The sequence below is a fragment of the Gloeomargarita sp. genome, from assembly GCF_053491055.1.
In genome coordinates this window covers 34633-60604 of record NZ_JBRCEP010000086.1, presented here as the reverse complement: position 1 = coordinate 60604, position 25972 = coordinate 34633, and the positions used below count along the sequence as shown (strand labels likewise).

Sequence of the window (25972 nt, the reverse complement as noted above, 5' to 3'; positions counted from 1 at the left end):
GGATGGATGAACGCTGAGCAGTTTGACTGCATCAACCGCTTGTTTCAACTGACGTTTCAAATGGGCGACCGTTTGGGGTGTGAGTCTTCTGACCCTGCCCAATTATTGCTGACGCTTCAGCCGAGTCTGGCCGCCAGCTACATCTACTTCCCTGCGGATTACACCTATGAAATTCTGGATGGGGACCTGTGGAATAGCTACATCGCCGACGTATCCCCCTTAGCGCAGATGGTGGCGATGTTGCAACCTTATCCCCTCACCTACGGCATTTATCGGCAAGATGCGGTTTCGTGGTGGGTTTGTGCCTTTTGGCAGACGCAGGAGGGTTTGGGAATGAATGTTTTATTGCGGGCGCATCGGGTAGAAACTTAACCGTTTGCGGCTCTGACGTTGGGAACAGGGGATGGGTTTCTGGTGGGGAATGACCTATGGCGGTTATTTTCCCAGTAACTGCATATAGATAAAGAAGCAACATGGTGCGGCATTGTCTAGGAAATGACCAGCTTTGACCTCGACGTGGTGATGCGGGGCTACCGCTTGGGGTATTTCCTGATGGCCGATGAACAGACAGGCGCCTTGGGTTGGTATCGCAGTCGGGAACGGGCGTTGATTCCCCTCGATGAGCGCTTCCATTGCCCCCGCTCCCTCAAACGCAAATTCCGCCATTTCACGGTGCAGGTTAACCGGGATTTCGCCGGTGTGGTGGCCGGTTGCGCCGCCCGCACCCCGACTTGGATTTCCCCTGAATTACAGCAACTCTACCTAGACCTCTACCGCGCTGGCCATGCCTACAGTTGGGAAACGTGGCATCAAGGGGCGTTGGCCGGGGGCATTTTAGGGATTGTGGTGGGCGCCGCCTTCATCGGCGAATCCATGTTCCATCGGGTGACCGATGCCTCCAAAGTGGCGTTGGTGACCTTGGTGGCCCACTTGCGCCAACGGGGATTTCAGTTGTTTGATGCCCAGGTGATGAACCCCCACCTGGCTCGGTTTGGCGCCTATACCATCTCCGACGGGGAATATCGGCGTTTGCTGGCCCAGGCCGTCCGGCAACCCGACTGCAGCCTGCTGTAGCCTGCCCGCCCAAACCTTACACCGCAGGATCGCTTGCTGGCTCCGTCATAAGGACTCCGTCCCGCTAGCGCGGTTGGTACGGGGCGGAAAAGCCTCTAAGCAGATTTAGTTGCTTACCCATATTATCAGTGGGGCGTACCATTCCCAAGGGAGCACCTACGACGGTGAAAGACCCGACCGGTGCCTAGCTTGGGCATATTCTCACTCCCCTAAAGTAAGCAGAACCTTAGGGAACTGGGTAGGGGCGTCTTGCCAGCGCCTTTGCGCGTCTGTTTGGGGACTGCGTAAGCATCCCCTGGCTTGAGGCGGTGGGAGTGTCAAAATGTTACGCAGGGGCTAACCAGGGAGACCGGATGCCCTAAAGTATTAAAGGATGGTTTGTGCTGTTTAGGAGTGAATGATGGCTGCAAGTTTCCTGCCGACGATCTTGGTGCCCCTGGTGGGTCTGGTATTCCCGGCGGTGGCGATGGCGTTTCTATTCATTTACATCGAAAAAGACAACATCGCCTAATCCCTTTGCTACCATAGAGCAACCCCGATAACGTATCCCCGATGGATGCAAAGGATTTTTTTGCCCGGAGCGGCGGTCAATGGCATTCCCAGCGGGTGACCCACCATTTGGCCTTTCGGCAGACGGAGCTGGGACGGTCGTTGATCTCCGTGACACCTTTGGCGTTGGATGACCCGCAGGTGGCAGCCGTATGTGCTTTGTACCAGTATTCGCCGCAGCAGGCCAGTGGGGCTTCGCGGGTGGAATGGCAAGGTGTGATGGGCTGGGATCGAGAGGGGGAGCAGCAAAATGGCAGTACGGTAATGGTGCTGATTCCCCAGGATGCGCGCTCGGGGCGATTGCTGCGGGAGGTGGGCTACGCGGAAAAAACGCCGGTCGCGGGCGGTTATCAGATGGACGAAACGGGCGCCCTGACCCTGGTGACGGAGTACGAGACCTTGCGTTCCCAGGAGCGGTTGTGGTTTGTGGGGGAAAACATTCGTTTGCGCACCAGCACCTTGGGGTATGGGTTTGGCGGGATGAGTATGGCGACCTTTGCGGTGGAAACGCGCGCGCAATGGCAACCGGAACGGGCGGTGTCCTTGCCCTGCCCGACGATTTTGGGCTGGTAGTGAAGACGGCAGCCAGCGTGAGGCCAGGTTGGCTTGCAAGAGGTTCCGCTTGAGGCGAGAGCATGAAAACCATCAGTGAAAATCGCGAAGCCCGGCATTTGTACGAAATTTTGGAAACCTATGAATGTGGCATTGAACTTAAAGGCACGGAAGTCAAATCGGTGCGGGCAGGCAAAGTCAATTTACGGGATGGGTTTGCCCGCTTTAAGGATGGGGAATTGTATTTGTTGAATGTGCATATATCGCCCCACGAGACCGCCAGCGCCTATTTCAACCACGACCCCCGCCGCACCCGCAAATTGCTCATGCATCGGGCAGAACTGCGGAAATTATTGGGCAAAGTGGAGCAGAAAGGGCTGACGTTGGTGCCGCTGAAAATGTATTTCAAGGGCGATTGGGCCAAGGTGTTGCTGGGGCTAGGGCGCGGGAAAAAGCTGCACGATAAACGGCAAACCCTCAAGGAACGCCAGGAAAAACGGGAAATGGAACGGGCGCTCAAATATCGGGGTTAGGTTTTGGCCGGGGATTGGGCAAATGGTTACCTATGATACAAAATGCCCTTAACGTTCTATCCCCTAATAGAGGGATAACGTCGGGCTGTCAGCCGGTGTTCCGGTGAGCAATTGGGTCAATTCTTGAGAGATACAGCTCAAGTTTTGGCCATAGGGGCATCGCTGGCGGAGCCAAAATTGTTGTTTTGGGAGGTCGTGTCACCCATGCCGATTGTGTCTCAGAAAACTCGTTTGCCTTTTCGTCTGCGCCCACGGAAGGTGCGCTTTCGGGAATTTCGGATTCCCCGCGCTTGGTTGACCCTGCTGGGGTATCTGTACGCGCCGCTGGTGGTGTTGGGCATTGTTACCTGGGCTACTTGGGTGGGTGCCCAGACCCCGACCCCTAGCCCGGTGATGACGCCTGCGGCGGGGGAGGTCACTGCGATTAAGGAGGGCCTCAAGGCGGTCACGGACCAGGCAACGAACTTGAAGGTGGCTGTCGATACGGTGTGGGTGTTGCTGGCGGCCTTCCTGGTGATTTTTATGAACGCCGGGTTTGCCATGGTGGAGGCAGGCTTTTGTCGGCAGAAAAATGCGGTGAATATCCTGTCTAAAAACCTGATTGTGTTTGCCGTTAGCACCATTTCGTTTTGGATTTTTGGCTTTGCGTTCATGTTTGGGGATGGCAATGAGTTTTTGGGTCTGAATGGGTTTTTCTTGACGGGGCCGGATAACAGTCCGGCAACTGGCGATGCCTATCAGGGGATATTTAGTGCTTTGAATTGGACGGGTGTCCCCCTGGCGGTGAAGTTTTTGTTCCAGGTGGCCTTTGCAGGGACGGCAGCGACGATTGTCTCTGGGGCAGTGGCGGAACGGATCAAGTTTATTGACTTTCTGTTTTTCAGTTTTATTTTGGTGGGTTTTGTGTACGCCATTGGCGGTCACTGGGTTTGGGGCGGTGGCTTCCTGGCGGATTTGGGCTTTTGGGATTTTGCCGGTTCGACGGTGGTGCATTCGGTGGGGGGTTGGGCGGCCCTGATGGGGGCGGCGCTGCTGGGTCCCCGCATCGGCAAGTACACCGAAAGCGGCATCAATGCCATTCCCGGCCATAATTTGGGGTTTGCTACCTTGGGGTGTTTGATTTTGTGGTTGGGCTGGTTTGGGTTTAATCCCGGTTCGACGATGGCGGCCGACCCGGCGGCGATTGGGCATATTGCGCTGACGACGAACTTGGCGGCGGCGGCAGGGGCAATTGCGGCGACGGTGACTTCCTGGAGTTGGTTTGGCAAGCCGGATTTGTCCATGATTATCAACGGTATTTTGGCGGGGCTGGTGGGGATCACGGCAGGCTGCGCCTTTGTTGGCCAGGTGTCGGCGGTGATCATTGGTCTGGTGGCCGGGGTGCTGGTGGTGGCAGCGGTGGCCTTCTTTGACCGGCTGAGAATTGACGACCCGGTGGGGGCAGTGTCGGTCCACTTGGTCTGCGGGGTGTGGGGCACGCTGGCGGTGGGCTTGTTTGCGGAAGGGGCCAAAGAGGGGGGTCTCTACACGGCTGGCCCGGCGGCGGGGCTGTTTTTTGGCGGTGGCTTGGGTCAACTCTGGGCGCAATTTTTGGGGGTGGTCATTGTCGGCGGCTGGGTGGTCGTCACCAGTACGGTGGCTTGGTTAATTCTCAAAGGGGTGTTTGGCCTGCGGGTGCCCCCGGAAGAGGAACTCAAGGGGCTGGATATTGGGGAACATGCCATGGAAGCCTACGCGGGCTTTGTCAAAGAGGAACTGTAATGCCGGGGGCCAAGGCGGCGGGTCAGACCCGCCGTTTTTTTTTGCCAGGGGTTGGACAGGAACCCCACAATCTGCCAGGTTGCGCCTATAATTTAAGACAAACCGTAAAGAAACGTAAATTTTCCTTATAGCCACACGGACTCCGTTGGGAGGCTAGAGTGGTAACTACAGGAGAATTTACGGGGCGGTTGTGTCCTACATTTTTTCTCGGTTTGGAGAACTATCATGACCATTGCACTTGGACGCACCCAGGAGCGGGGATGGTTTGACGTCCTCGACGACTGGTTGAAGCGGGATCGGTTTGTGTTTGTGGGCTGGTCGGGGCTGTTGCTGTTCCCCTGTGCCTATTTGGCGTTGGGGGGCTGGCTGACCGGCACGACCTTTGTTACCTCTTGGTACACCCACGGTTTGGCTTCTTCGTATCTGGAGGGCTGTAATTTCCTGACGGCGGCGGTTTCCACGCCGGCGGATGCCTTTGGGCATTCGTTGCTGTTTTTGTGGGGGCCGGAGGCGAATTGGGATTTCACCCGTTGGTGCCAAATTGGCGGCCTGTGGACCTTTGTGGCGTTGCACGGGGCGTTTGGCCTGATTGGATTCTGTCTGCGCCAGTTGGAGATTGCCCGGCTGGTGGGGGTGCGCCCCTATAATGCGATTGCGTTCACGGCGCCGATTGCGGTGTTCGTGTCGGTGTTTTTGATCTATCCCCTGGGGCAATCCAGTTGGTTTTTTGCGCCCAGTTTTGGGGTGGCGGGGATTTTCCGCTTTATTTTGTTTTTCCAAGGGTTCCACAACTGGACCTTGAACCCCTTCCACATGATGGGAGTGGCGGGGGTGCTCGGTGGGGCGTTGCTGTGCGCCATCCACGGGGCGACGGTGGAAAATACCCTGTATCAGGATGGGGATTCGCCGAACACCTTCCGGGCGTTTGAACCGACCCAGTCGGAGGAAACCTATTCGATGGTGACCGCCAACCGGTTCTGGTCGCAAATTTTCGGGATTGCCTTTAGCAACAAGCGCTGGTTGCACTTTTTCATGTTGTTTGTGCCGGTGACGGGGCTGTGGATGTCCTCGATCGGCGTGGTGGGTCTGGCGCTGAACCTGCGGGCCTATGACTTTGTGTCCCAGGAGTTGCGGGCGGCCGAGGACCCCGAGTTTGAAACCTTCTATACCAAGAACATTCTCTTGAACGAGGGCATCCGGGCCTGGATGGCACCGATGGACCAACCCCACGAAAACTTTGTCTTCCCCGAGGAGGTTTTGCCCCGTGGAAACGCTCTATAGTCCTGGTTTGGTGGCAGGCGGTCGGGACCAGGATTCCACTGGTTATGCCTGGTGGGCCGGCAATGCCCGTTTGATCGAGTTGTCGGGTAAGTTGTTGGGGGCGCACGTGGCCCATGCGGGTCTGATCGTGTTTTGGACGGGGGCGATGACCCTGTTCGAGGTGGCGCATTTTAACCCCAACCAACCGATGTATGAGCAGGGGCTGATTCTTCTGCCCCACCTGGCGACCCTGGGGTATGGGGTTGGTCCGGGCGGGGAAGTGGTGGATATCACGCCCTATTTTGTGACCGGGGTGCTGCACCTGGTCTCGTCGGCGGTGCTGGGCTTTGGCGGGCTGTACCATGCCCTGATCGGCCCGGATACCCTGGAGCAGTCGTTTCCGTTTTTCGGCTACGACTGGCGGGACAAAAACAAGATGACCACCATTTTGGGGATTCACCTGATCATCTTGGGGTTGGGGGCGCTCCTGTTGGTGGTCAAGGCCATGTTCCTAGGCGGGGTGTATGACACCTGGGCGCCGGGGGGTGGCGATGTGCGGGTGATTACCAATCCCACCTTGGACCCGCGGGTGATTTTTGGCTATGTGCTGAATTCGCCCTTTGGGGGTGCCGGTTCGATTGCCGGGGTGGACAATATGGAGGATGTGATCGGCGGCCATATCTGGGTCGGGTTCCTCTGTATCCTCGGCGGGATTTGGCACATCCTCACCACGCCGTTTGGTTGGGCGCGGCGGGCTTTGATTTGGTCCGGGGAAGCCTATTTGTCCTACAGTCTGGGGGCCTTGTCCCTGATGGGCTTTATCGCGTCCTTTACGGTGTGGTACAACAACACGGTCTATCCCAGCGAGTTTTACGGGCCGACGGGGCCGGAAGCGTCGCAAGCGCAGGCGTTGACGTTTTTGATCCGGGACCAAAAGCTGGGGGCCAATATCGCTTCGGCGCAGGGGCCGACGGGTCTAGGGAAGTACCTGATGCGCTCGCCTACCGGGGAAATCATCTTCGGTGGGGAAACCATGCGCTTTTGGGATTTCCGGGGGCCGTGGTTGGAGCCGTTGCGCGGGCCGAATGGTCTGGACTTGAACAAGCTGAAAAATGACATCCAACCCTGGCAAGAACGGCGGGCGGCGGAGTACATGACCCATGCGCCCTTGGGTTCGATCAACTCGGTCGGTGGGGTGGCGACGGAAATCAACTCGGTGAACTATGTGTCTCCCCGGGCGTGGTTGGCCGCTTCCCACTTCATCCTGGCCTTTTTCCTGTTGGTCGGACACCTGTGGCATGCGGGGCGTGCCCGGGCGGCGGCGGCGGGCTTTGAAAAAGGCATTGACCGCAAGGCCGAACCGGTGTTGTCCATGCGGGAGTTGGATTAAGGGCCAAGGCTGCCGGGATGCCAAGCCCCTGGGAGCGATCCCAGGGGTTTGGTTTTGGGGCGGCTATGTTATAACTGGGTTTAGGGGATGAGCTAGGTAGGCGGCGGTTAGGCAGCAGAGAGAGGGAGAGAAAGGGGGATGCGTGCGATTGTTGTTTGGACTGTGGGGGCGATGCTGGCAATGGCCACACCGGCCTGGGCGCAGGCCAGCAATCTTTTTGCGCCCCGGCGGCAGGATGAGTACCAAGGCCCGACGGCAGAAACTACTTCACCGGTGGTAAATATGCTGGAATTTATTAACCATGCGTCCTTCAAGGCCAACAGCCGCAGTATGGCTGAGTTTCTCGAAGACAGCCAGGGGGGAATTTCCCGGGCAGCGGAGGCCTTTCGGGCCAAACAGCGGCAACTGCTCAACCCGACGAGCACTGTTGAGGTGAAACCTGCTCCCTAGGTTGGTCGTCCATGCCACCCACCTATCGCCCGGAGGAAGTGCAGGGGATTTTGCAGTGGGCGATTGCCCGGCAGATGCAGCAGGGGACGGCGGCGGATACCTTGACCCAGGCGCAGTTGCAGGAAATTGCTCAGGAATTGGGGATTTCGCCAGCGGATTTGGCGGAGGCGGAGCGGGCCTGGCGAGAAGCGCAGCAGTTGGACCAGCAGCGGCAGGCATTTCACCAGTGGCGGTGGCGGGCTTGGCGGGCGCATGTAACCCGCTCCGGGGTCATTACGGTTTTGGTGACCCTGCCTTTTGTGTTGCTGGATTGGGCTTGGGACGGGCAGGTGGTGGTCTGGACCAGCCGCGGGTTGGCCTGGCCTTACTACATGCCGTTGGTGGTGGCGACGTCTTTGGGGCTGGCGGTGCTGTGGCATCTGTGGCAGACCCTGCAACGGGAGGGGGAAGCCTACGAGCGGGATTGGCAAGCCTGGCAACGGCAGCAGCGGTTCCAACAGCTCAAGCAAAAGGCGGTGCGGAAGTTGGCGGGGGTGGTCGCCTGGCTCGAACGGCTGCTGGGAGATTAGCGCCCGCTCCTGGGGTACACTAGGAGGCGGGTTTAGGGCAGGCCATGACCGATTTTGTCTGGGAATTGGGGACGGAGGAATTACCGGCCGATTTTGTGGCGGCGGCGCTGGCGCAATGGCAATCCCTGATTCCGGCCAGTTTCCAGGAAGTGGATGTGCAGCCGCAGCGGATTGAGTATTACGGCACGCCCCGACGTTTGGCCGTCTATTGCCAGGGGTTACCGGCAAAGCAGGCGGACCAGCAGGTGGAAGTCAAAGGCCCGGCGGTGCAGGTCGCCTACCGGAATGGGGAACCGACCCCGGCGCTGTTGGGGTTTTTGCGGGCGCGGCAGGCGGAATTGTCCCAGGTCGAAAGGCGGCAGACCCCTAAGGGTGAATTTGTCTATCTGCGGCAAACGTTGCCGGGACGTCCCATGCCAGAGGTGCTGGCGACCTTGATCCCGCGTTGGTGGCAGGGGTTGAGCGGGCCGCGGTTTATGCGGTGGGGAGATGGGCCGGTCAAATTCAGCCGTCCCATTCGCTGGCTGCTGGCGCTGTGGGGGGAGCAGGTGGTGCCGGTGACCCTGGAAAATGGCTCGGAATGTCTGCACAGCGACCGTATCAGCTACGGCCATCGGGTGTTGCATCCGGGTCCGGTGGTCATTCCGCGGGCAGAGGCGTACTTAGACTGTCTGCGCCAAGCGGGGGTGGAACCGGATGTGCGCCTGCGCCAACGCACGATTCAGCAAGAACTGGAGCGGGTGATTCCTGCCGACAGTCGGGTGGATGTGCCGGATGAGCTGTTGGCGGAGGTGACCCAACTGGTGGAATGGCCAAGTGGCATTTTGGGCCGTTTTGACCCGGCCTATTTGCATTTGCCCCCGGCGGTCATTACGACCGTCATGACCCAGCACCAGCGCTATTTCCCGGTGTTTGCCGCCCAGGGAGACCTATTGCCCTATTTTGTTGCCGTCAGCAATGGTCATCCGGCCTGCGCGGACACCATTCGCCAGGGGAATGAGCGGGTGTTGCAGGCGCGATTGGCAGATGCCCAATTTTTTTACCAGACGGATATGCGCCAGCCCCTGGCTGCCTACGTTCCCCAACTGGCGCAGGTGACGTTTCAGGAGCAATTGGGTTCGGTGTGGGACAAGGTGCGTCGCATCGAACGGTTGCTGACCCAAACCCTAGGCGAGACGTCCTACCCAGAGGCGTGGGTGCGGGACATTCTGCGGACGGCCCATCTGTGTAAAGCGGATTTGGTGACCCAGATGGTGGGGGAATTTAGCGAATTGCAGGGGGTGATGGGGGGGCATTATGCGGCGCAGACGGGGGAAACGGCGGCGGTGGCGCAAGCGATTGCTGAACATTACCAGGATGTGCCGACCACGTTGGTAGGGCAGTGGGTGGCCTTGGCAGACCGGTTGGATACGGTGGTGGGCATTTTGGCGGTGGGCCTGATCCCGACGGGTTCTTCTGACCCTTTTGCCCTGCGGCGGGCGATGCGGACGATTGTGTTGATGACTGTGCAGATTTATCCCACCTATCCGTTGAATTTGGCGCAGTTACTCGCCAGGATGATGGACATTTTGGCGGCAGATTACCCTGGCTTTCATCGGGAAGAACTCCAGCACCACTGGTATTTCCTATTGGGGCAACGGCTCCAGAGTTTGTTGCAAGAAAAAGGGTTGGATTACGACTTAATTCAGGCGTTGGTTGACCCGCACCAACCGGCGATGCTGGCGAAAATCAGCGCCAATCTCCCGGACCTGTTTCACCGGGCAGACCTATTGCAAACACTGCGGGCCAATGGCGTTTTGCAGGCTATTTATGCGACGGTGAATCGGGCGACCCGTTTGGCCAATCAGGGTACTTTGCCGCCGGATGTATTGACGCCGGAGGGTGTGATTGACCCGCAGCACTTTCAGCAACCGATTGAGCAGGAGCTGTACCAGGCGGTGACCCAATTGCTCAATCAAGCAACGGCGACCCAGCGCACCGGGAATTACGACGGTTTGATTCAAGGGTTGCAGGCAATTAACCCGGTGTTGGCGCGGTTTTTTGACGGCCCGGAAAGTGTGTTGGTCATGGATGCCAACCCGGATATTCAACGCAATCGCTTGAATTTATTGGGTCTAATTCGCAATAGCGCTTTGGTGTTGGCGGACTTTGCCCAGATTGTCAAAACCTGATGGCTAAGGCGTTGGTGTTGGGGTTAGGCAAATCGGGATGGGCGGCGGCGCAGCTTTTGCATCGCCAGGGGTGGCAGGTGGAGGTGCAAGACAGTCAGGTATCCCCCGCTTTGCTGCAGCAGCAGGCCGAGTTGGCGGCCCTAGGGATGACGGTGCGCCTGGGACAACCGTTTGCGGTGGCGGCTCCCTGGCCGGAACTGGTGGTGGTCAGTCCGGGCGTGCCTTGGGATGTGCCTATTTTGCAGCAACTGCGGGCGGCGGGTGTGGATGTGGTGGGGGAACTGGGGCTGGCCTGGCGTCACCTGCGGGCCTATCCCTGGGTGGGGATCACGGGCACCAACGGCAAAACCACCACGACCAGTTTGGTGGGGGCCATCCTCAAGGCGGCAGGGTATCGGGTGACCGTCTGCGGCAATATCGGTACGCCTGCCTGTGCGGCGGTGGGAGAAGCGTGGGATTGGGTGGTGGCGGAAATAAGCAGTTTTCAGATTGAGTCTTCCGGGGAAGTTGCCCCCAGAATCGGGGTATGGACCACCTTTACGCCTGACCATTTGGATCGCCATTACACCCTAGAAAACTACTGCCGCATCAAAGCCCATTTACTCTCCCAATCCCAGATCAAAATTCTCAACGGCGATGACCCCTACTTGCGGGCGCATTTTCCTCAGGTTTGGCCGGATGCCCTTTGGACCAGTACCCAGGGGCCTGAGGCCTTACCGCCATCTCAGCAACCCGGCATTTACATCGAAAAAAATCAAGTGATGTGGGAGAATCAGGCGATTTTTTCCCTAGAGGATTTCCGTATGCCGGGGCAACACAATCGGCAAAATTTATTGCTAGCCATTGTTGTCGCCTGTGTGTTGCACGTTGATCCCCAAATCATTACCCAGGCGATGCGTACTTTTCCGGGGGTGCCGCACCGCTTGGAAGTGTTGGGCAGTTATCAAGGCATTACCTACATCAACGACAGCAAAGCCACAAATTACGATGCGGCGCAAGTGGGTCTGGCAAGTATGACCACGCCGACGGTGCTCCTAGCCGGGGGGCAGGCCAAACAGGGCGAGGATGGGGCTTGGTTGCAGACCATTCAACAGCACGCGGTGGGGGTGGTGTTGTTTGGGGCGGCGGCCAACCAGTTTGCCCAACGCCTACAGGCCATCGGCTATACCCCTTTTATCCAGGTACAAACCCTAGAGGAGGCGGTACCGGCAGCCCACCAATTGGCCCAGGCCACCGGGGCGCAGACCGTTCTCCTATCCCCCGCCTGTGCCAGTTTTGACCAGTACCCCAACTTCGAGGCCAGGGGGGAGCATTTCCGGCAACTGTTCCACGCCTTGCAAGCCTCAGCGTCGGTGTCGGCGTAGGGCTATGACTCCTGCAAATGCCCATCAGAGGCGGGCTTTGTGGGAATTGAATCCAAAAATCCAGATATGGGTGACCAGGGATTCGAACCCTGAACCAGCGGATTAAGAGTCCGATGCGCTACCGTTGCGCCAGTCACCCTTGGCCCCCTGCCCGCGCAGGGGGTTCCTCAATAATTACATCAAATCTTACATAATTACATACCTGCACCGTTCATGCCACTCCCGCCCGGTTTGGATGCCGGTTTGGGTTCCGGTTTCTCGACAACTAGGGCTTCCGTGGTCAAGAACATACTGGCTACGGAAGCAGCATTCTCCAGCGCCGTGCGGGTGACCTTGACCGGGTCAATGATCCCAGCGGCAATGAGGTCTTCGTAGGTGTCGGTGAGGGCGTTGTAGCCCATAGGTAACTCCATTTGCCGCACTTTTTCGACCACGATGGGGCCGTTGGCTCCACTGTTGGTGGCAATTTGCCGGAGGGGGTAACTCAAGGCCCGCGCCACGATGTCCACCCCGGTTTTCATTTCCGGATCATCCAGGGATTGTGCCAGGGTGGGCAGTTGTTTGGCCAGATGCACCAGAGTCGCCCCGCCACCGGGAATGATCCCTTCTTCCACCGCGGCCCGGGTGGCATGCAGCGCATCTTCAATGCGGAGTTTTTTCTCCTTGAGTTCGGTTTCGGTGGCCGCACCCACTTTGATCACCGCCACCCCACCGGCCAGTTTGGCGATGCGCTCTTGCAGTTTTTCCCGGTCGTACTCGGAATCGGTTTCCGCCAATTGTTGCCGAATCTGGGCAATCCGTTGCTGGACTTGGGTTTGGGTGTTTTGGTCGGCCACGATCACGGTTTTGTCTTTGCTGACCGTGACCCGGCGCGCCGTCCCCAGCATATCCACCTGCACCTGGTCGAGCTTGAAGCCCAGGTCTTCCGAGAGAAATTGCCCGTTGGTGAGAATGGCAATGTCTTCCAGCATGGCCTTGCGCCGGTCGCCAAACGAGGGCGCTTTGATGGCACACACATTCAAAACCCCCCGCATTTTGTTCACCACCAGCGTCGCCAGGGCTTCGCCTTCCACATCCTCGGCGATGATCAACAGGGGTTGCCCCACCCGGGTCATTTTTTCCAGAAGGGGCACCAGGTCGGCCACGGCACTGATTTTTTTATCCGTAATCAACAGCCGTACCGACTCGTACTCGGCGACCATCCGCTCTTGGTCCGTGACCAAGTAGGGGGAAATGTAACCCCGGTCAATCTCCATGCCCTCGACCACTTCCAGTTCCGTGAGCAGGGATTTGGATTCTTCGACCGTGATCACCCCGTCTTTGCCCACTTTCGCCATCGCTTGGCCGATCATCTCGCCGACTTCCCGGTCGTTGCCCGCCGAAACGGTCGCCACTTGGGTCACCATGTCCCCCGAAACGGGCTGGCTGACTTCGCTCAGTTTTTGCACCAGGTAGTGGACCGCCTGCTCCATCCCCCGGCGGAGGTTCACAGGATTGGCCCCGGCAGCTACGTTTTTTAAGCCCTCGAGGATCATCGCCTGCGCCAACAAACAGGCGGTGGTGGTGCCATCGCCGGCCACATCCGCCGTTTTTTCCGCCACTTCCTTGAGCAGTTGCGCCCCGGTGTTTTCCATCGGGTTGCTCAGCTCGATTTCTTTGGCAATCGTGGCGCCGTCATTGATAATCTCCGGAACCCCATATTTTTTCTCTAAAACGACATTGCGCCCCCGCGGACCCAGGGTGACGCGCACCACATCGGCCACGGCATTGACGCCCCGCTCTAGAGACTTCCGGGCTGCTTCGTCAAAATCGATCAGCTTGACCATGGTGCTTGTCCCGAAATCACGTCACCGTTGATCCTAGCACCCCTTAGCACTCAACGGTGGAGACTGCTAAATTTGCCAGAAAGGGCGGGACTCGTTTAACATAACTTAAGTATCTTAACCATGGTTCCATGAACGTTTTTGGCTCGTTGAGTGTCCCGATGCGGCGGCCAGCGGTCGAACCGGCGCGTCCGCAGCAGCGCCCGATTACCATCAAATCTGCCCGTGAGATTGAGGTGATGCGGGTGGCAGGCCGGATTGTGGCGACGGTTTTACGGGAAATCAGCGAGTTGGTCCGACCGGGGATGACCACGTTGGATTTGGACCGCTATGCGGAACAACGGATTCGTGAGTTGGGGGCGACGCCCAGTTTCAAGGGGTATCACGGGTTCCCGGCCTCGATTTGCGCCAGTGTGAATCACGAGGTGGTGCATGGCATTCCCAGCAGCAAGAAGGTGCTCAAGGCGGGGGACATTCTCAAGGTGGACACGGGCGCCTATTACCAGGGATTTCACGGGGATTCATGCATCACGATTGCGCTTGAACCGGTCAGCCCGGAGGCCCGGCGGTTGATGCAGGTGGCAGAAACGGCCTTGTACAAGGGGATTGAGCAGGTGAAGGCGGGCAATACGTTGATGGACATTGCCGGGGCGATTGAGGATTACGTGCGGTCGCAGGGGTTTCAGGTGGTTGAGGATTTTACCGGGCATGGGGTGGGGCGGTATTTGCACGAGGAACCGTCGGTGTTCAACTACCGCACCAATCAGTTGCCGAATGTGAAATTGCGGGCGGGGATGACCTTGGCGATTGAACCGATTGTGAATCAGGGGTCGGCCAAAACGAAGATTCTCCGGGACCGCTGGACGGCGGTGACGGTGGACAACAAATTGTCGGCGCAGTACGAACACACGGTGCTGGTGACGGCCACCGGGTATGAAATCCTCACGGATCGCAATTTTTAGCTGGTGGGGCGAGCGGGTGCGGCGGTGATGGGTCTGGTGGAAGTTCCCCTCTCGCGCCAGGTGATTGAGCGGCTGGATTTAAGCCCGGTGCGGCAGGTACTGCCGGCGTGTCCTGACCCGGATTGGCAGTTGCGGTTTGCCATTGATTACCCCCGCGACCCCAGCGACCCGCGCGAGTTGTCGGAGGTGCCGGAGGTGCGCCTGTGGTTTATCCGTTTGGATGCCCATTACCCCTGGTTGCCGTTGTTTTTGGATTGGCAGGGGGAGTTGGCCCGTTATGTGGCGATGTTGGTGCCCCATCAGTTTAGCCCCCAGGACGGGATTCAGTTCAACCCGGAGGCCCTGGATATTTTTATCATGAGCAAGGTGTTTTATCTGTACCATTGGCTGCAACAGCAGGGCCAGGAACGGCTGGGGAAGTTGCAACAGATGACAGAGGTGCTGGGCTATCAACTGGACCCGGCCCTATTCGACCTGTTGGCGGCGGCTCCCTAAAGGCGGCGGTGGCCTGTGATGGCGTTCACATCAATTCTCGCAGGTTGTGCTAATATAAAAAATGTTCCGATGATCCTTGAGGACAGGTATACCCGTCAGTCATGGTTGGCTGATGGTTTTTTTTTGTACCTGATTTCGCTGGGGTGGGGAACAATCTAGCGTATGGTTGGCAGGACATAATCCCGGCCACTGCCGTAGTGAAGTTGTTCCCAGAGGCGGGCTTGGGTGTAATTGAGCGTGGTTGGCAGGGGTTTTTCGCCCCAGGCGTGCGCCAAGAGGGTGTAGAGGCTGAGCATGGCGTAGTGCCCTGTCCAATCCAGGAGCGCCCCCACGCCAACCCGTTGAACCACCTGCGCGACCAAGCAGGGATTTTGACGCACCATCCCGACCAGGGTGTGGGTTAACCCCGACAGTTGGATCACATCCCGCAAAAAGGGCTTGAGGACTGCATCCCCGGCTGTGGCCATCACCCCAAACGCTGTGGCCAACACTTCGTTGACCAAGTTGGGCGGCCAATTTGCCCCCACCGGCACCCGCATCACCTGCTGGAACAGCCAAGTTAACGCCAGATTGGGCTGGTAGGGTTGCAACAAACTCAAACTGTGCCGATCCAGCGCATCCGCTTGGAGCGCCGCATCGATTCCATTGAGCAGCCGCGGTAAATGCCGTAATAGGGCGCCAAAGCCGCCAAAACTCAGGGGCGATTGCATCCCACTACTGTCACCCACCGGCAGAATACGCGCCCAATGACTCCCCAAAGGACTGCGCCGATAACTGGGGAAGAAACCAAAAACAAAGCGCTGCCACATCAAGGCATCCACATCCACCCCTTGATAGGCGGGTAAATGCGCAAAATAGGCAGCAAACAACTCGGTTAAACTCGGTCGTTGCGGGTGGGTATCCACGTAGGTAAATAGGTAGGTTGTCCGTCCGTCCTGCGCCGGAAATGCCTCCCAAAAATACTGGCAATCGTTGATGATCGGCGTGGTCGTAACGATTAAATCTCCATGGGAACTTTCTGGGAATCCTTGGGCGCACCCCCCCACCACCAAACACACCCCATCCGGCACTTGCCCCCGGCGCGCCAACTGCGTTAATGGGGAAAAATGCCCCATCATATCCAACAAAAGACGGCTACGATAGATGCGCTGCTGCCCCTGGTGCACGGTGGTAATTTCAATCGCATCCGCCCCAATTTTGAGACCAACCACGGGTTGAAATTCCCCGATGTAGCCTCCCTCTTGCAGGAATTTCTGTTGCAACACCTGCAAAAAAATATCGGGACGCACCCCCACATTCAAAACATCCGTAACCCACCAGGCGGGACTATTGGCAAATTGAATCCGCCCAGGGTTATATTCCGTCACGATGGCCGTCGCCAACTCCGCTGGCGTGAGCAATTCCAAATCCAACAAAGACTGTAACTCCGCGCGGGAGATATTCCATTCCTGCCGCCGTCCCTGGAGTGCCCCCCGCTCCAGCACCGCCACCCGATACCCCCGCCGTCGCAGCCCCCACGCCACGAGCAGTCCCAGCGTGCCCCCGGCAACCATCACATCCCAATCCGCCGCCCCCAGCACTGCCGCCGTTTCCTGCACCGGCATCGGTGTCGCCCGGACATCCGTCCACGTGCCCCGCCCCGCCCCCCCTACCGCCGTCGCCGTCATCACCTGCCCCTGCTTGCACGCCGCCCACGCCCGGTCGGCCCGTTGCAACTCTTGCCAAGGGTTCCCCGGTACACGCTGCAATCGCTCCTGAACTGATGGCACAGGGAGAAAGGAAGCGAGTAACTACACTCTCATGATACAAACCTCCCAAACCCGTTTTTGGCAGCCAGAGCCATGCTCCCTGCCAACATGGCCGCACAATTCCTAGCAAAAAACAACTTCCAGAATCCTAACTGCTTGCAACCCAATCATCAAATTGCGGGTGCGCCCAAGCTGTGGCCTCACCCCACAAAAATACGTCACTTCCAAACCAACAAATTCAGGAGTTGCCCGGTGTTACCGAGTGACACCCCCAGGAGCGAACCACCAAACGATACGCTCGGTAACACCGGCTATGGTCGAGGATAGCAACCCACATTTTATGCGTAAATCCCCCGCCGTCTCAGCAGTGCCTCGCCTCAACCCAAGGTCAGTTCTTCCTTTTTGCCCAGCAATCCTTGCGGCCGCCACACCAGCACCAAAATCAACAAAAGCCCAATGACCATCACCCGCAACGCCCCCATGCGCCCACCGTCCAAAGGCAGGATCGCAGGCAAAACAAAACGGGTCACCGAATCATACAGCCAAAAAATCAAAGCACCCAGAAGTGTCCCCGCATGATGGCCACTGCCACCCAGAATCACAATGATCCAGGCTTGAAAGGTAATTAAAGGCACAAATGACTCCGGGTTAATAAAGGTCAATTGCCACGCGTAAAATGCCCCACTCACACCGCCAATGAGGCCCCCCAAAACCAGGCTGTGTAACTTGTAAACAAACACATTTTTGCCCAACGCCGCCACCGCCACCTCATCCTCACGAATACCCTTGAGCAGACGCCCCCAAGGCGAATGGCTCAGGTGTTCCAAAAGCAAAAATATCCCCAACAACATGGCCGCCAACAACACCAGCAACCTGGCTTTGTAATCCCCGGCATACAAGGCTGTCAAACCCGCCAAATAAATACTGAACAATAAAAGCGCTGTTCCCAAAATCAACAAACGTCTAGACCAGAGCGGTATCCGCAGGGCATAGCACAAACGCTGGACGCTCACCCCAAACAACACCGTCCACAGCGCCAGCGCCGGCCAACGACTCCACGCCCCCTGCCAGGGCAACGGATAGCCAAACACCCCCAACGCCCCCCGAGTTAACCACTGTTCATTCAGGGCAATCAAACGCACCAGTTCCGATACCCCAATCGTGACAATCGCCAGATAATCTTCCCGCAAACGCAAGGTAGTCAAGCCCATCAGCACCGCCAACACCATGGCCAACCCCACCCCCACCGCCATCGCCCAAAACCAAGGCAACCCCTGCAAACTCAGCAAAACCGTGGCATAAGCCCCCAAAGCCATAAACGCCACATGACCAAAATTAATTAACCCCGTAACCCCCCACTGCACATTTAACCCCAAACTAAAAAGGGCAAAAATTCCCGTATTCAGGGCCAAGAAAATCAGATAATCGCGAAACATGAATGGCTTACCCAAGACAGCCGCTACCGTATTGTACCGGAATCGCCCCCGCCCCCTCGACCCATCCGTAACACAGGCGTTATGCTAAGGGGGGGGGGAGAGGGGAGCATTCAAGGAAGGGGCATTAAACAAACTCATTACGAGTACGTTTGGCACGGGGATGCGCTACAGTAGAGGGGCAAAGCATTCCATCTGAGGACGTTTGGATTATGTCTTACGAGTTACCCGAATTGCCCTATGCCCAGGACGCCTTGGCGCCCTACCTGACGGCAGAAGTGTTGAATTACCACTACGGCAAACATCACGCCGCTTATGTGACCAACTACAACAACCTGGTCAAGGACACCGAGTATGCCGACCAGCCCATCGAGGACGTGATCAAAAAAACCTACGGCGACCCCAGCAAGGCGGGGATTTTCAACAACGGCGCCCAAGCCTGGAACCATACGTTTTACTGGCGCTGTATGAAGCCGGGCGGCGGCGGCGCACCCACCGGCGCACTGGCAGAGAAAATCAACGCCGATTTTGGCAGCTTTGAGGAATTCAAGACCGCCTTTAAGCAGGCAGGGGTGACCCAATTTGGCAGCGGTTGGGCGTGGCTGGTGTTGGAAAACGGCACCCTCAAGGTCACCAAAACCGCCAACGCCGACAACCCCTTGTGCTTTAACCAAATCCCCCTGCTGACGATGGACGTCTGGGAACACGCCTACTACCTGGTGTACCAAAACCGCCGTCCCGACTACGCCCAGGACTTTATTGACCACCTGATCAACTGGGATTTCGTCAGCGAACAGTACGCCGCCGCCACCGCCTAACCAACTCCCATCACCGCAGAGCGCCAACACGGCAGGGACACCCCCTGCTTTTTTTGCCTTGCCAGACTTTGACAACATTGCCGTTGTTAAAGTAGGCTAGAGGAGACTTAAGAAACATTGGAGTTGTTTTAGTGATGGCTTCTCGGGCAGCGCTTGACCCTTCCTTCGACCCGGTGCGGGTGTATTTGCGGGATATTGGCCGGATTCCCCTGTTGAGTCACGAGGAGGAAGTGGCCTTGGGGCGGCAAGTCCAGATGTTGACGCAGTTGCAGGCCCAGCGGGCCCAGCGGGAGCAGGAACTGGGGCGTCCGATTACCCAGGAAGAGTGGGCGGCATTGGCGGGGTGTTCCCTGGCGGAGTTGGAACAGCGGTGCAAAGCGGGGGAACGCGCCAAGCGGAAGATGATCGAGGCAAATTTGCGGCTGGTGGTGTCGGTGGCGAAAAAGTACGTGAAACGGAATGTGGATTTATTGGATTTGATCCAAGAAGGGACGATTGGCATGCAGCGGGGGGTGGAAAAATTTGACCCCAGCAAAGGGTATCGCTTTAGCACCTACGCCTACTGGTGGATTCGCCAGGCCATCACCCGCGCCATTGCCGAAAAAAGCCGCACCATCCGCCTGCCCATTCACATCACCGAAAAAATGAACAAATTCAAGCGCACCCAGCGGGAGTTGGCCCAGCAGTTGGGGCGGGCAGCCACGATTACGGAATTGGCCCAGGCCTTGGAACTGACCCCCAACCAGGTGCGGGAATACCTCGAGCGGATGCGGCAGCCCCTGTCTCTGGACGTGAAGGTAGGGGAAAATCTGGACACGGAGCTGGGGGATTTGCTGGAGGACCAAGGGCCGAGTCCTGAGGATTACGCCGCCCAACATTCCCTGCTGGCGGACATTGACCGGGGGTTGCAGGAATTGACGCCCCAACAGCGACAGGTCATCGAGCTGCGCTATGGCCTGAGTGGGGAAGGCCCCCTGACCCTTTCCCGGATTGGCGAATTGATGAACATCAGCCGGGAGCGGGTGCGGCAGATCGAGCGGGAAGCCCTCACCCGCCTCAAGCGCCGCCGGGGGGATATGCGGCACTACCTGGCCGGTTAACGTCGCCAGGTCACCTTGGGGAGAATCTGTTGCTGATCCACCCGGTGTTTGTAGCGCAGGGCAAAATTCAGCAGCGAATCCAGCAGCGAATCGGAGAGGTAGTGGGGTTGCAGGCCCAAATCCAGCAGTTTGGTGTTTTTGGCGTTGAAGTAATGCTCCTCCTTTTCCACCCGCGGGTTTTCCAGGTGCTGAATCGTCACCTTGAGGCCCATCGCCGCCCCCGCCTGTTGCACCTTATAGGCCAGCTCCGCCACGCTGAACTGTTCCGTGAACTGGTTAAACACCCGGAATTCGCCCGGCTGCGCCGGATGGTTCACCGCCAGTTCCACACAGCGCACCGTATCGCGGATGTCCAAAAAGCCGCGCGTTTGGCCCCCCTTGCCATACACCGTCAGGGGATGTCCAATGGCCGCCTGCACACAAAAGCGATTCAAGGCCGTGCCAAACACCCCGTCGTAGTCCAGGCGGTTGATGAGCGCCTCATCCATGCCGCATTCTTCCGTCAGCACCCCATAGACCACCCCCTGGTTCAAATCCGTCGCCCGCAGCCCCCACACCCGGCAGGCAAAGTGGATGTTGTGGGAATCATGCACCTTGCTGAGGTGGTACATGGAACCCGGTTGTTTGGGATAAGGCAGGGTATCGGTGCGCCCGTTGTGCTCAATCGTGATGTAGCCCTCCTCGATGTCAATGTTGGGGGTGCCGTACTCGCCCATCGTACCCAGCTTCACCAGATGACAGTCTGGGAACTCCTCCTTCATGGCATAGAGAATGTTCAGCGTCCCCACCAAATTATTCACCTGGGTCAGCACCGCGTGTTCCCGGTCAATCATGGAAAAGGGCGCCGAACGCTGTTCCCCAAAATGGACAATGGCCTCCGGTTCAAACTGGCGCAGTGACTTGATCAAAAACTGATAGTCGGTAATGTCCCCCAAAAACAGCTCAATCCTTTGGCCGGTGAGTTCCCGCCAGCGGCGCAACCGTTCCTGGATCGGGGCAATCGGGGTGAGGGTATCCACCTGCAACTGCATATCCCAGTAGCGGCGTATCAAGCTATCCATAATCCCGACCCGGTGGCCGCGATTGGCCAGGTGCAGCGCCGTCGCCCAGCCGCAGTAACCATCCCCACCAATCACCAGAACGTTCATAAACCTCTGCCCGTATTTTGTGATATTTGTTTACTGTACCAGCTTTGGGGGTCGCGCTCACGCAGGTGTCGGGAGTAATGACAACAAAAAATAAAAAAAAATAAACAAATCAACAACCAATGAGAGGTAGGAGGGACAAACCCCATGAGGTCAGGGCGAAAACGTAGGAAGATGCGCCGCTGGTGGTGGCGTCAGCAGGGATTTGTCGGGTGTTTGGTCGTCCTTTTGGGGCTGATGCCTCACCCTCCCAACCTCGCCCAATCGCCCAAGCTTCCTGCGGCCTTGCAAACCTATTTCGACCATTTGGAAGCAGGGCAAGAATCCCTGACCTTGCGGGACTACCCTGCTGCGATTGCCGCGTTTACCCAGGCCATCCGGGTGTTCCCCCAGCGGTTTGAGGCCTACTACCAGCGCGCCCAGGCGTACAGCTTTCTTCCTAACGACGCAGCGGCCCTAGCCGATGTGAACCAGGCCATCCAACTCAACCCCAAGTACGCCCCGGCCTACACCCTGCGGGCGTCCTTACACTTCCGAAGTCGGCAACTGGCCGCCGCCCTGGCCGATGTGAACCAATCCCTCGCTCTCGACCCCCAGCAACCTGCCGCCTACGGCCTGCGGGGCGCCATCAAGCGCGAAATGCAGGACATCCCCGGCGCCCTTGCCGATTTCCACCAGGGCATGACCATCGCCCAAACCCGCAAACAATTCTCCCTCTACAAGACCCTGCAACAGGAACTGGAACGCACCCAGCAACTGCCCCGTTAATTCAAAAGCAAAAACAGCTAGCCCACCACGAGCTAGCCGCCTCGAATGTTACTCCCTTATACCGAAAACCTAGAAGCTAAAGGTCGTCCGGATCGTATAAACCACGATGGGATCGTTATCCGCCTGACCGTTGGGGTTGAACACCACAAAGGCACCCGGCGTCACCTGGATAAACTTGTTCACCTGGAAGCGATAGAACGCCTCCAAATGCACCGGCACCGAAGTATCCCGCAGATTCAACTTGCGCGGGCCTTGCTGATTGGGACCAGCAACCCCCGCCGGAATGTTGCCAGCAGCAGCAGTAGCACCATTCCACTCACTCGCCGTCACGTAGGGCGGAATCCCCACCACCACCGCTGCCGTATCACCCCTGCGACCAAACACATCCGGGAAGATGAATTGCAAAGCAGCAGTCAACAGGTTCGCCCTGCGGGTGCCTTGTCTGACCCCTGCCGGAGGTGCCGTATCACTCTCACCCCGCACCCAGCCATAGCCAAACCAACCCGCCAAAGTGAACTGGGGCAACGCCCGCCACTGGAACATCAGGTTCACCGTCTGCATATTCACAGCGGTACGCGTAGCGGGAGCTAATCCAGGTGTCCCCGCCGGGTTGAACGGGTTAACGGCAAAATCCGTCCCCGTGCTACCCGTCAAGTTGATCCCAGCGGCAGCAGTCGCTCCAGCATCACTGTTGGTCACATTCTCGTTATAAACATACGTACCGCCGACCCCGAACTTAAAGTTCCGTAGCGGTTCCACACCCAGCAACAAACTAGCCGTATAGTTGGAACCAAACAAGCCCAAATCCGGGTTAGCGGCGCTCAGCGCAATACCGGGGTTATACGCCAAATATCCCGCATCTACACGGAAGATATCGTTAAACCTGTAGCCCACAAAGCCACCTGCTCCCGTGCCACCCCCTGCCCGGTAGAAAAGGGGATTGAAGCGACCAAACCGAGAAATACTACCGGCTGCACTCGACGCCAGGGGAGTGTACGCATCATAGAAGTCATCATGCTCGGTGCCCGCCGCCGCAATCATGACCGTCCCCCGCCCCCTGTCAAAGGTGAAGCGGTAGAACATTCGGTTGAGCACGGTATTGCCACCCTCACCGGCATCGAAGCCAAGACGTGCTTGATTCGTACCGGTCGCCCCATTCAAGTTGGCAATATCCCCCGTCTGCAACCGCACCCGTAGGAGGTCATTACCGGTGAAGCTGGTGTCAAAGTTCAACCGCACCCGGTAGCCAAACGCAACCTTGTCGGCAGTATTTGCCCTGAGTCCCCGTGGGTTAGCACCAGAAGCCACCACAGCACCCCGAGCCGCACCCGCAGTCAACGCACCCGTAAAGTTGCGGTTCCCACTCAGCAGGGCATCCTCGATCCGGTTGTAGGCGACTTCCGTATCCGCCACCCCATAGGGCGCAAAAATAATTTCACTGCGGAGCTTGGTCACCGTCGAGAACTGTTGCTGCTCCAACAGCGCCGTCCGGGCTTCCAGGGCATCCACCCGCCCCCGCAAAATGGATAACTCCGCCGCAAACTCCTCTTGTAACTTCTGCAAAACCAGCAAATCTTCCTTCGTCACCAACGGCTCGACCGCCGCCGCAATCAACTCATTAATCCGATCCAAACAAGCATTCAAACCTGCCGCAAACTCAAACCGCGTCGTCGCCCGCCGCCCCTGATAGGTCGGGGGATTGGTGGGCAAACCCACAATACACCCGTACCGCTCCACCAACGATTGCAACGCCAAAAACGCCCAGTCCGTCGGCTTTACATCCGCAAACTCCGAAACCGACGTCACCTGCGCCTGGTTCATCACCGCAGGCCCCACATAATACTGCTCCGACTTCTGCAACGTAGGGTTGACCGACTCGGTAGGCACCGCTTGGGCTTGGGCGACCCCACCGAAGACCACTACCGCCCCAAAGGCCGCTGGGGCAACTTGTAACACTCTGGCCAATGAACTACGCATCACAACACCTCACACCTGAACTCTGAGTTGGTGAACCCATGCCTCTAATATACACGCTTCGTTCACGTTTGTGACTCTACCGCGCCAATGTTAAGAACACCTTGTCCTAAGGTTAACGGAAGATTAAAAAATTCTATCGGTTTACCAGCGGGGGGGATGGGCAAGCAGGCGTTCCACCTGGGCTGCGTCCAAAGGCGGCGAAAAGAAGTATCCCTGGCCGTAGGCGCAACCCAGCTCTCGCAGTTGGCGCCATTGTTCCTGGGTTTCGATGCCCTCGACCACCACCGTTTTGCCCAGGGCGTGGGCCAGGGCGACAATCCCCTGCACCAAGGGGAGATTCTGGCTGTCTAGGGATTGAATCAGGGATTTATCCACCTTGACCACATCGGTAGGCAGGGTACGCAAGCGCGCCAGGTTGGAATAGCCGGTGCCAAAGTCATCCATCAAAATCTGCACCCCCAGTTCCCGCAGTTGCGAGAGCATGGCAATGGCCGCCTCTTCGCTTTCTGTCAACAAACTCTCGGTCAATTCCAGCTTGAGGTGGTTCCCCGGCAAACCGGTTTCCCGCAAGACCTGGGTGATCTGGGCTACCAGGTCGGTCTGGATAAATTGCTTGCTGGAGACATTGACGCTCATCGTCAGGGGCGACCGCTGCGGAAATTGCTGTTGCCATTGGCCCAGTTGTTGGCAGGCCTGGCGCAGAACCCACAGCCCAATGGGAATAATGAGCCCGGTTTCTTCAGCAATCTGGATGAGCTGGTCTGAAGGAATCCAACCCACCTGGGGGTGATGCCACCGCACGAGGGCTTCAAAACCCACAATTTGACCGGTTGCCAGGGCCACAATCGGCTGGTAGCGCAGGGACAGTTCTCCCCGGGCAATCGCCCGGTTCAAGTCGGTTTCCAGGCGCAGGCGATTGCCAGGTTCTGCCATCCCCGGTCGGAACACCTCCAAACGGCCCCGCCCCAGATGTTTGGCCCGTTGGGTCGCCGCCCGTGCAAACCGCAGCCAGTCCTCCGGTTGACTCACTGGCAGGTCGCTAAAACTGACCCCCATGCTCACCGTGATAAACACCTCCTGGCCGTCCAGGTCGAAGGCGGCGGATAAATCCTGTTGGATGGCTTCCACCAGCCGCAAGGCCGCTTCCAGGCTGGTGACACTTTCCAAAAGCAGGGCAAATTCATCTCCTTCCAGCCGCACCGCCGTATCCCCAGGGGCCAACCGCTGCCGCAACTTCCGGGCAAAGGCCGCCAACAGTTTATCCCCGGTGCGATACCCCAGGCTGTCATTGACCTGTTGCAGGCGGTCAATATCCAAATGCACCACCGCAAACTGCAACCGGGTTTCCACCGCCAGCCGTTCCCACAGGGTCTCCAGCAGACAAATAAACATATTCCGGTTGGGCAGGCCGGTCAGGGCATCGTGGTACACCTCCGGCACGACCATCGTGCTGTCACCCGCCGGTTTGGGCGGGTAGGTCGTTGGGGCCGTGCCCACCGTACTCAGGGCAATTTTGTACGGCCCAATCTGGAAACAGTCCCCATCCCGAATCCGCCGGTTGGTGCCCAAAAAGTGCTGCCCGTTGAGAAACGTGCCGTTGGTGCTTTTATCCACCAATTCCAGGCCGTCCCCTTGCGCCACAATCAGGGCATGGCAGCGGGAGACTTGCCTGTGCGCCAAAACGACCAAACTACCGTCCTGGTTGTTCATGGCCGACCGCATGGCCTGCTCATCCCGCCCAAAGGCCACAGGGACGGTGACCGTGCGCTGCTCCAGCGTGCCCAAAGCGGGGTCTTCCCAGGTCAATTGCAGTTCTGCGGCCATGGGTTTGTGGGTGTATCCTGACGCTTCCGCTACTGAAATATTAATCCGACTCTACAACGAATATTGGTAGTCTGAGGGGGGAGGCCGACCTGATTCATGGCCGCGCAATTCCGGGTATAAATTTCTATAAAATTTCTATACTAGAGCCAACAACCCCTGCTGCATGGATCCACGCCAGCGGTGGGTGGAAACTGAGCCAAAATCGC

23 protein-coding genes and 1 tRNA gene are annotated in these 25972 nt (G+C 57.9%); 17 read left to right on the top strand and 7 right to left on the bottom strand.

What is annotated here, in order from left to right:
• The first annotated feature begins 6 nt into the window (after window positions 1-6).
• The 12 genes from ACWISF_RS09480 (at window position 7) to murD (ending at window position 11673) form a co-directional block, all read left to right on the top strand.
• Entirely contained in the window at window positions 7-372 is a 366-nt protein-coding gene (locus ACWISF_RS09480; RefSeq protein ID WP_448381341.1) for a hypothetical protein, read from the top strand.
• 123 nt (window positions 373-495) lie between these two features.
• The gene (gene aat / locus ACWISF_RS09475) at window positions 496-1074 is read left to right on the top strand and encodes a leucyl/phenylalanyl-tRNA--protein transferase (RefSeq protein ID WP_448381340.1); all 579 of its coding nucleotides are present in this window, start codon (window positions 496-498) and stop codon (window positions 1072-1074) included.
• 400 nt (window positions 1075-1474) lie between these two features.
• Entirely contained in the window at window positions 1475-1585 is a 111-nt protein-coding gene (gene psaI, locus ACWISF_RS09470; protein ID WP_448381339.1) for a photosystem I reaction center subunit VIII, read from the top strand.
• A 41-nt stretch (window positions 1586-1626) separates the two neighbouring features.
• Window positions 1627-2196, top strand: a complete 570-nt coding sequence (locus ACWISF_RS09465) for a phycobiliprotein lyase (protein WP_448381338.1) — start codon at window positions 1627-1629, stop codon at window positions 2194-2196.
• A 62-nt stretch (window positions 2197-2258) separates the two neighbouring features.
• Complete coding sequence (gene smpB / locus ACWISF_RS09460; protein ID WP_448381337.1) at window positions 2259-2708, top strand: SsrA-binding protein SmpB; 450 nt, start codon at window positions 2259-2261, stop codon at window positions 2706-2708.
• A 204-nt stretch (window positions 2709-2912) separates the two neighbouring features.
• Window positions 2913-4469, top strand: coding sequence for an ammonium transporter (locus ACWISF_RS09455; protein ID WP_448381336.1), 1557 nt, complete (start codon window positions 2913-2915; stop codon window positions 4467-4469).
• A 225-nt stretch (window positions 4470-4694) separates the two neighbouring features.
• Window positions 4695-5750 (top strand): photosystem II D2 protein (photosystem q(a) protein), encoded by a 1056-nt coding sequence (gene psbD / locus ACWISF_RS09450; protein ID WP_448381335.1) that lies wholly within the window; start codon window positions 4695-4697, stop codon window positions 5748-5750.
• Entirely contained in the window at window positions 5734-7119 is a 1386-nt protein-coding gene (psbC, locus tag ACWISF_RS09445; RefSeq protein ID WP_448381334.1) for a photosystem II reaction center protein CP43, read from the top strand. The genes psbD and psbC overlap by 17 nt, the downstream gene beginning before the upstream one ends.
• A gap of 138 nt (window positions 7120-7257) precedes the next feature.
• Window positions 7258-7569 (top strand): hypothetical protein, encoded by a 312-nt coding sequence (locus tag ACWISF_RS09440; protein ID WP_448381333.1) that lies wholly within the window; start codon window positions 7258-7260, stop codon window positions 7567-7569.
• Between the two features lie 11 nt (window positions 7570-7580).
• On the top strand, window positions 7581-8138 hold the full coding sequence (locus ACWISF_RS09435; protein ID WP_448381332.1) for a hypothetical protein: 558 nt from the start codon (window positions 7581-7583) through the stop codon (window positions 8136-8138).
• Between the two features lie 44 nt (window positions 8139-8182).
• Window positions 8183-10309 (top strand): glycine--tRNA ligase subunit beta, encoded by a 2127-nt coding sequence (glyS, locus tag ACWISF_RS09430; RefSeq protein ID WP_448381331.1) that lies wholly within the window; start codon window positions 8183-8185, stop codon window positions 10307-10309.
• Window positions 10309-11673 carry a UDP-N-acetylmuramoyl-L-alanine--D-glutamate ligase gene (murD, locus tag ACWISF_RS09425; RefSeq protein ID WP_448381330.1) on the top strand — a complete coding sequence of 455 codons (1365 nt, stop codon included), beginning with the start codon at window positions 10309-10311 and terminating at the stop codon, window positions 11671-11673. Before glyS ends, murD begins: the two co-directional genes overlap by 1 nt.
• 67 nt (window positions 11674-11740) lie before the next feature.
• Here the strand turns inward: murD and ACWISF_RS09420 are convergent.
• Window positions 11741-11812 (bottom strand) — tRNA-Lys (locus ACWISF_RS09420).
• Window positions 11813-11867: 55 nt separating this feature from the next.
• Window positions 11868-13499: a chaperonin GroEL gene (gene groL, locus ACWISF_RS09415; protein WP_448381329.1), complete on the bottom strand. Its 1632-nt coding sequence runs from the start codon at window positions 13497-13499 to the stop codon at window positions 11868-11870.
• Window positions 13500-13657: 158 nt separating this feature from the next.
• Here groL and map point away from each other — a divergent pair, with 158 nt between their 5' ends.
• Both map and ACWISF_RS09405 read left to right on the top strand, forming a co-directional pair.
• Window positions 13658-14458 (top strand): type I methionyl aminopeptidase, encoded by an 801-nt coding sequence (map, locus tag ACWISF_RS09410; RefSeq protein WP_448381328.1) that lies wholly within the window; start codon window positions 13658-13660, stop codon window positions 14456-14458.
• 27 nt (window positions 14459-14485) lie between these two features.
• Entirely contained in the window at window positions 14486-14953 is a 468-nt protein-coding gene (locus tag ACWISF_RS09405; RefSeq protein ID WP_448381358.1) for a CRR6 family NdhI maturation factor, read from the top strand.
• A gap of 155 nt (window positions 14954-15108) precedes the next feature.
• Here ACWISF_RS09405 and ACWISF_RS09400 read toward each other — a convergent pair whose 3' ends face one another.
• A complete protein-coding gene (locus ACWISF_RS09400) occupies window positions 15109-16722 on the bottom strand; it encodes an FAD-binding oxidoreductase (protein ID WP_448381327.1) in 1614 nt (537 codons plus the stop codon).
• Window positions 16723-17078: 356 nt separating this feature from the next.
• Window positions 17079-18137 (bottom strand): branched-chain amino acid ABC transporter permease, encoded by a 1059-nt coding sequence (locus tag ACWISF_RS09395; protein WP_448381326.1) that lies wholly within the window; start codon window positions 18135-18137, stop codon window positions 17079-17081.
• A 209-nt stretch (window positions 18138-18346) separates the two neighbouring features.
• On the opposite strand from ACWISF_RS09395, the gene ACWISF_RS09390 reads away from it, so the two are divergent.
• Window positions 18347-18952 (top strand): superoxide dismutase, encoded by a 606-nt coding sequence (locus ACWISF_RS09390; RefSeq protein WP_448381325.1) that lies wholly within the window; start codon window positions 18347-18349, stop codon window positions 18950-18952.
• A gap of 134 nt (window positions 18953-19086) precedes the next feature.
• Complete coding sequence (locus ACWISF_RS09385; RefSeq protein WP_448381324.1) at window positions 19087-20052, top strand: RNA polymerase sigma factor, RpoD/SigA family; 966 nt, start codon at window positions 19087-19089, stop codon at window positions 20050-20052.
• Here ACWISF_RS09385 and ACWISF_RS09380 read toward each other — a convergent pair.
• Window positions 20049-21200 carry an NAD-dependent epimerase/dehydratase family protein gene (locus ACWISF_RS09380; RefSeq protein ID WP_448381323.1) on the bottom strand — a complete coding sequence of 384 codons (1152 nt, stop codon included), beginning with the start codon at window positions 21198-21200 and terminating at the stop codon, window positions 20049-20051. The two genes, ACWISF_RS09385 and ACWISF_RS09380, sit on opposite strands and share 4 nt — an antisense overlap.
• Before the next feature lie 171 nt (window positions 21201-21371).
• Between ACWISF_RS09380 and ACWISF_RS09375 the strand changes: the two genes are divergently transcribed.
• Window positions 21372-21965, top strand: a complete 594-nt coding sequence (locus tag ACWISF_RS09375; protein ID WP_448381322.1) for a tetratricopeptide repeat protein — start codon at window positions 21372-21374, stop codon at window positions 21963-21965.
• Between the two features lie 69 nt (window positions 21966-22034).
• Here ACWISF_RS09375 and ACWISF_RS09370 read toward each other — a convergent pair whose 3' ends face one another.
• Window positions 22035-23942, bottom strand: coding sequence for an iron uptake porin (locus ACWISF_RS09370; protein WP_448381321.1), 1908 nt, complete (start codon window positions 23940-23942; stop codon window positions 22035-22037).
• Between the two features lie 141 nt (window positions 23943-24083).
• On the bottom strand, window positions 24084-25766 hold the full coding sequence (locus ACWISF_RS09365; protein ID WP_448381320.1) for an EAL domain-containing protein: 1683 nt from the start codon (window positions 25764-25766) through the stop codon (window positions 24084-24086).
• Window positions 25767-25972: the final 206 nt, after the last annotated feature.

Coding starts and splice junctions, on each gene's coding strand:
- ACWISF_RS09480 (WP_448381341.1), top strand. CDS start 7: ATGAACGCTGAGCAGTTTGACTGCATCAACCGCTTGTTTCAACTGACG.
- aat (WP_448381340.1), top strand. CDS start 496: ATGACCAGCTTTGACCTCGACGTGGTGATGCGGGGCTACCGCTTGGGG.
- psaI (WP_448381339.1), top strand. CDS start 1,475: ATGGCTGCAAGTTTCCTGCCGACGATCTTGGTGCCCCTGGTGGGTCTG.
- ACWISF_RS09465 (WP_448381338.1), top strand. CDS start 1,627: ATGGATGCAAAGGATTTTTTTGCCCGGAGCGGCGGTCAATGGCATTCC.
- smpB (WP_448381337.1), top strand. CDS start 2,259: ATGAAAACCATCAGTGAAAATCGCGAAGCCCGGCATTTGTACGAAATT.
- ACWISF_RS09455 (WP_448381336.1), top strand. CDS start 2,913: ATGCCGATTGTGTCTCAGAAAACTCGTTTGCCTTTTCGTCTGCGCCCA.
- psbD (WP_448381335.1), top strand. CDS start 4,695: ATGACCATTGCACTTGGACGCACCCAGGAGCGGGGATGGTTTGACGTC.
- ACWISF_RS09440 (WP_448381333.1), top strand. CDS start 7,258: ATGCGTGCGATTGTTGTTTGGACTGTGGGGGCGATGCTGGCAATGGCC.
- ACWISF_RS09435 (WP_448381332.1), top strand. CDS start 7,581: ATGCCACCCACCTATCGCCCGGAGGAAGTGCAGGGGATTTTGCAGTGG.
- glyS (WP_448381331.1), top strand. CDS start 8,183: ATGACCGATTTTGTCTGGGAATTGGGGACGGAGGAATTACCGGCCGAT.
- murD (WP_448381330.1), top strand. CDS start 10,309: ATGGCTAAGGCGTTGGTGTTGGGGTTAGGCAAATCGGGATGGGCGGCG.
- groL (WP_448381329.1), bottom strand. CDS start 13,499: ATGGTCAAGCTGATCGATTTTGACGAAGCAGCCCGGAAGTCTCTAGAG.
- map (WP_448381328.1), top strand. CDS start 13,658: ATGCGGCGGCCAGCGGTCGAACCGGCGCGTCCGCAGCAGCGCCCGATT.
- ACWISF_RS09405 (WP_448381358.1), top strand. CDS start 14,486: ATGGGTCTGGTGGAAGTTCCCCTCTCGCGCCAGGTGATTGAGCGGCTG.
- ACWISF_RS09395 (WP_448381326.1), bottom strand. CDS start 18,137: ATGTTTCGCGATTATCTGATTTTCTTGGCCCTGAATACGGGAATTTTT.
- ACWISF_RS09390 (WP_448381325.1), top strand. CDS start 18,347: ATGTCTTACGAGTTACCCGAATTGCCCTATGCCCAGGACGCCTTGGCG.
- ACWISF_RS09385 (WP_448381324.1), top strand. CDS start 19,087: ATGGCTTCTCGGGCAGCGCTTGACCCTTCCTTCGACCCGGTGCGGGTG.
- ACWISF_RS09380 (WP_448381323.1), bottom strand. CDS start 21,200: ATGAACGTTCTGGTGATTGGTGGGGATGGTTACTGCGGCTGGGCGACG.
- ACWISF_RS09375 (WP_448381322.1), top strand. CDS start 21,372: ATGCGCCGCTGGTGGTGGCGTCAGCAGGGATTTGTCGGGTGTTTGGTC.
- ACWISF_RS09370 (WP_448381321.1), bottom strand. CDS start 23,942: ATGCGTAGTTCATTGGCCAGAGTGTTACAAGTTGCCCCAGCGGCCTTT.
- ACWISF_RS09365 (WP_448381320.1), bottom strand. CDS start 25,766: ATGGCCGCAGAACTGCAATTGACCTGGGAAGACCCCGCTTTGGGCACG.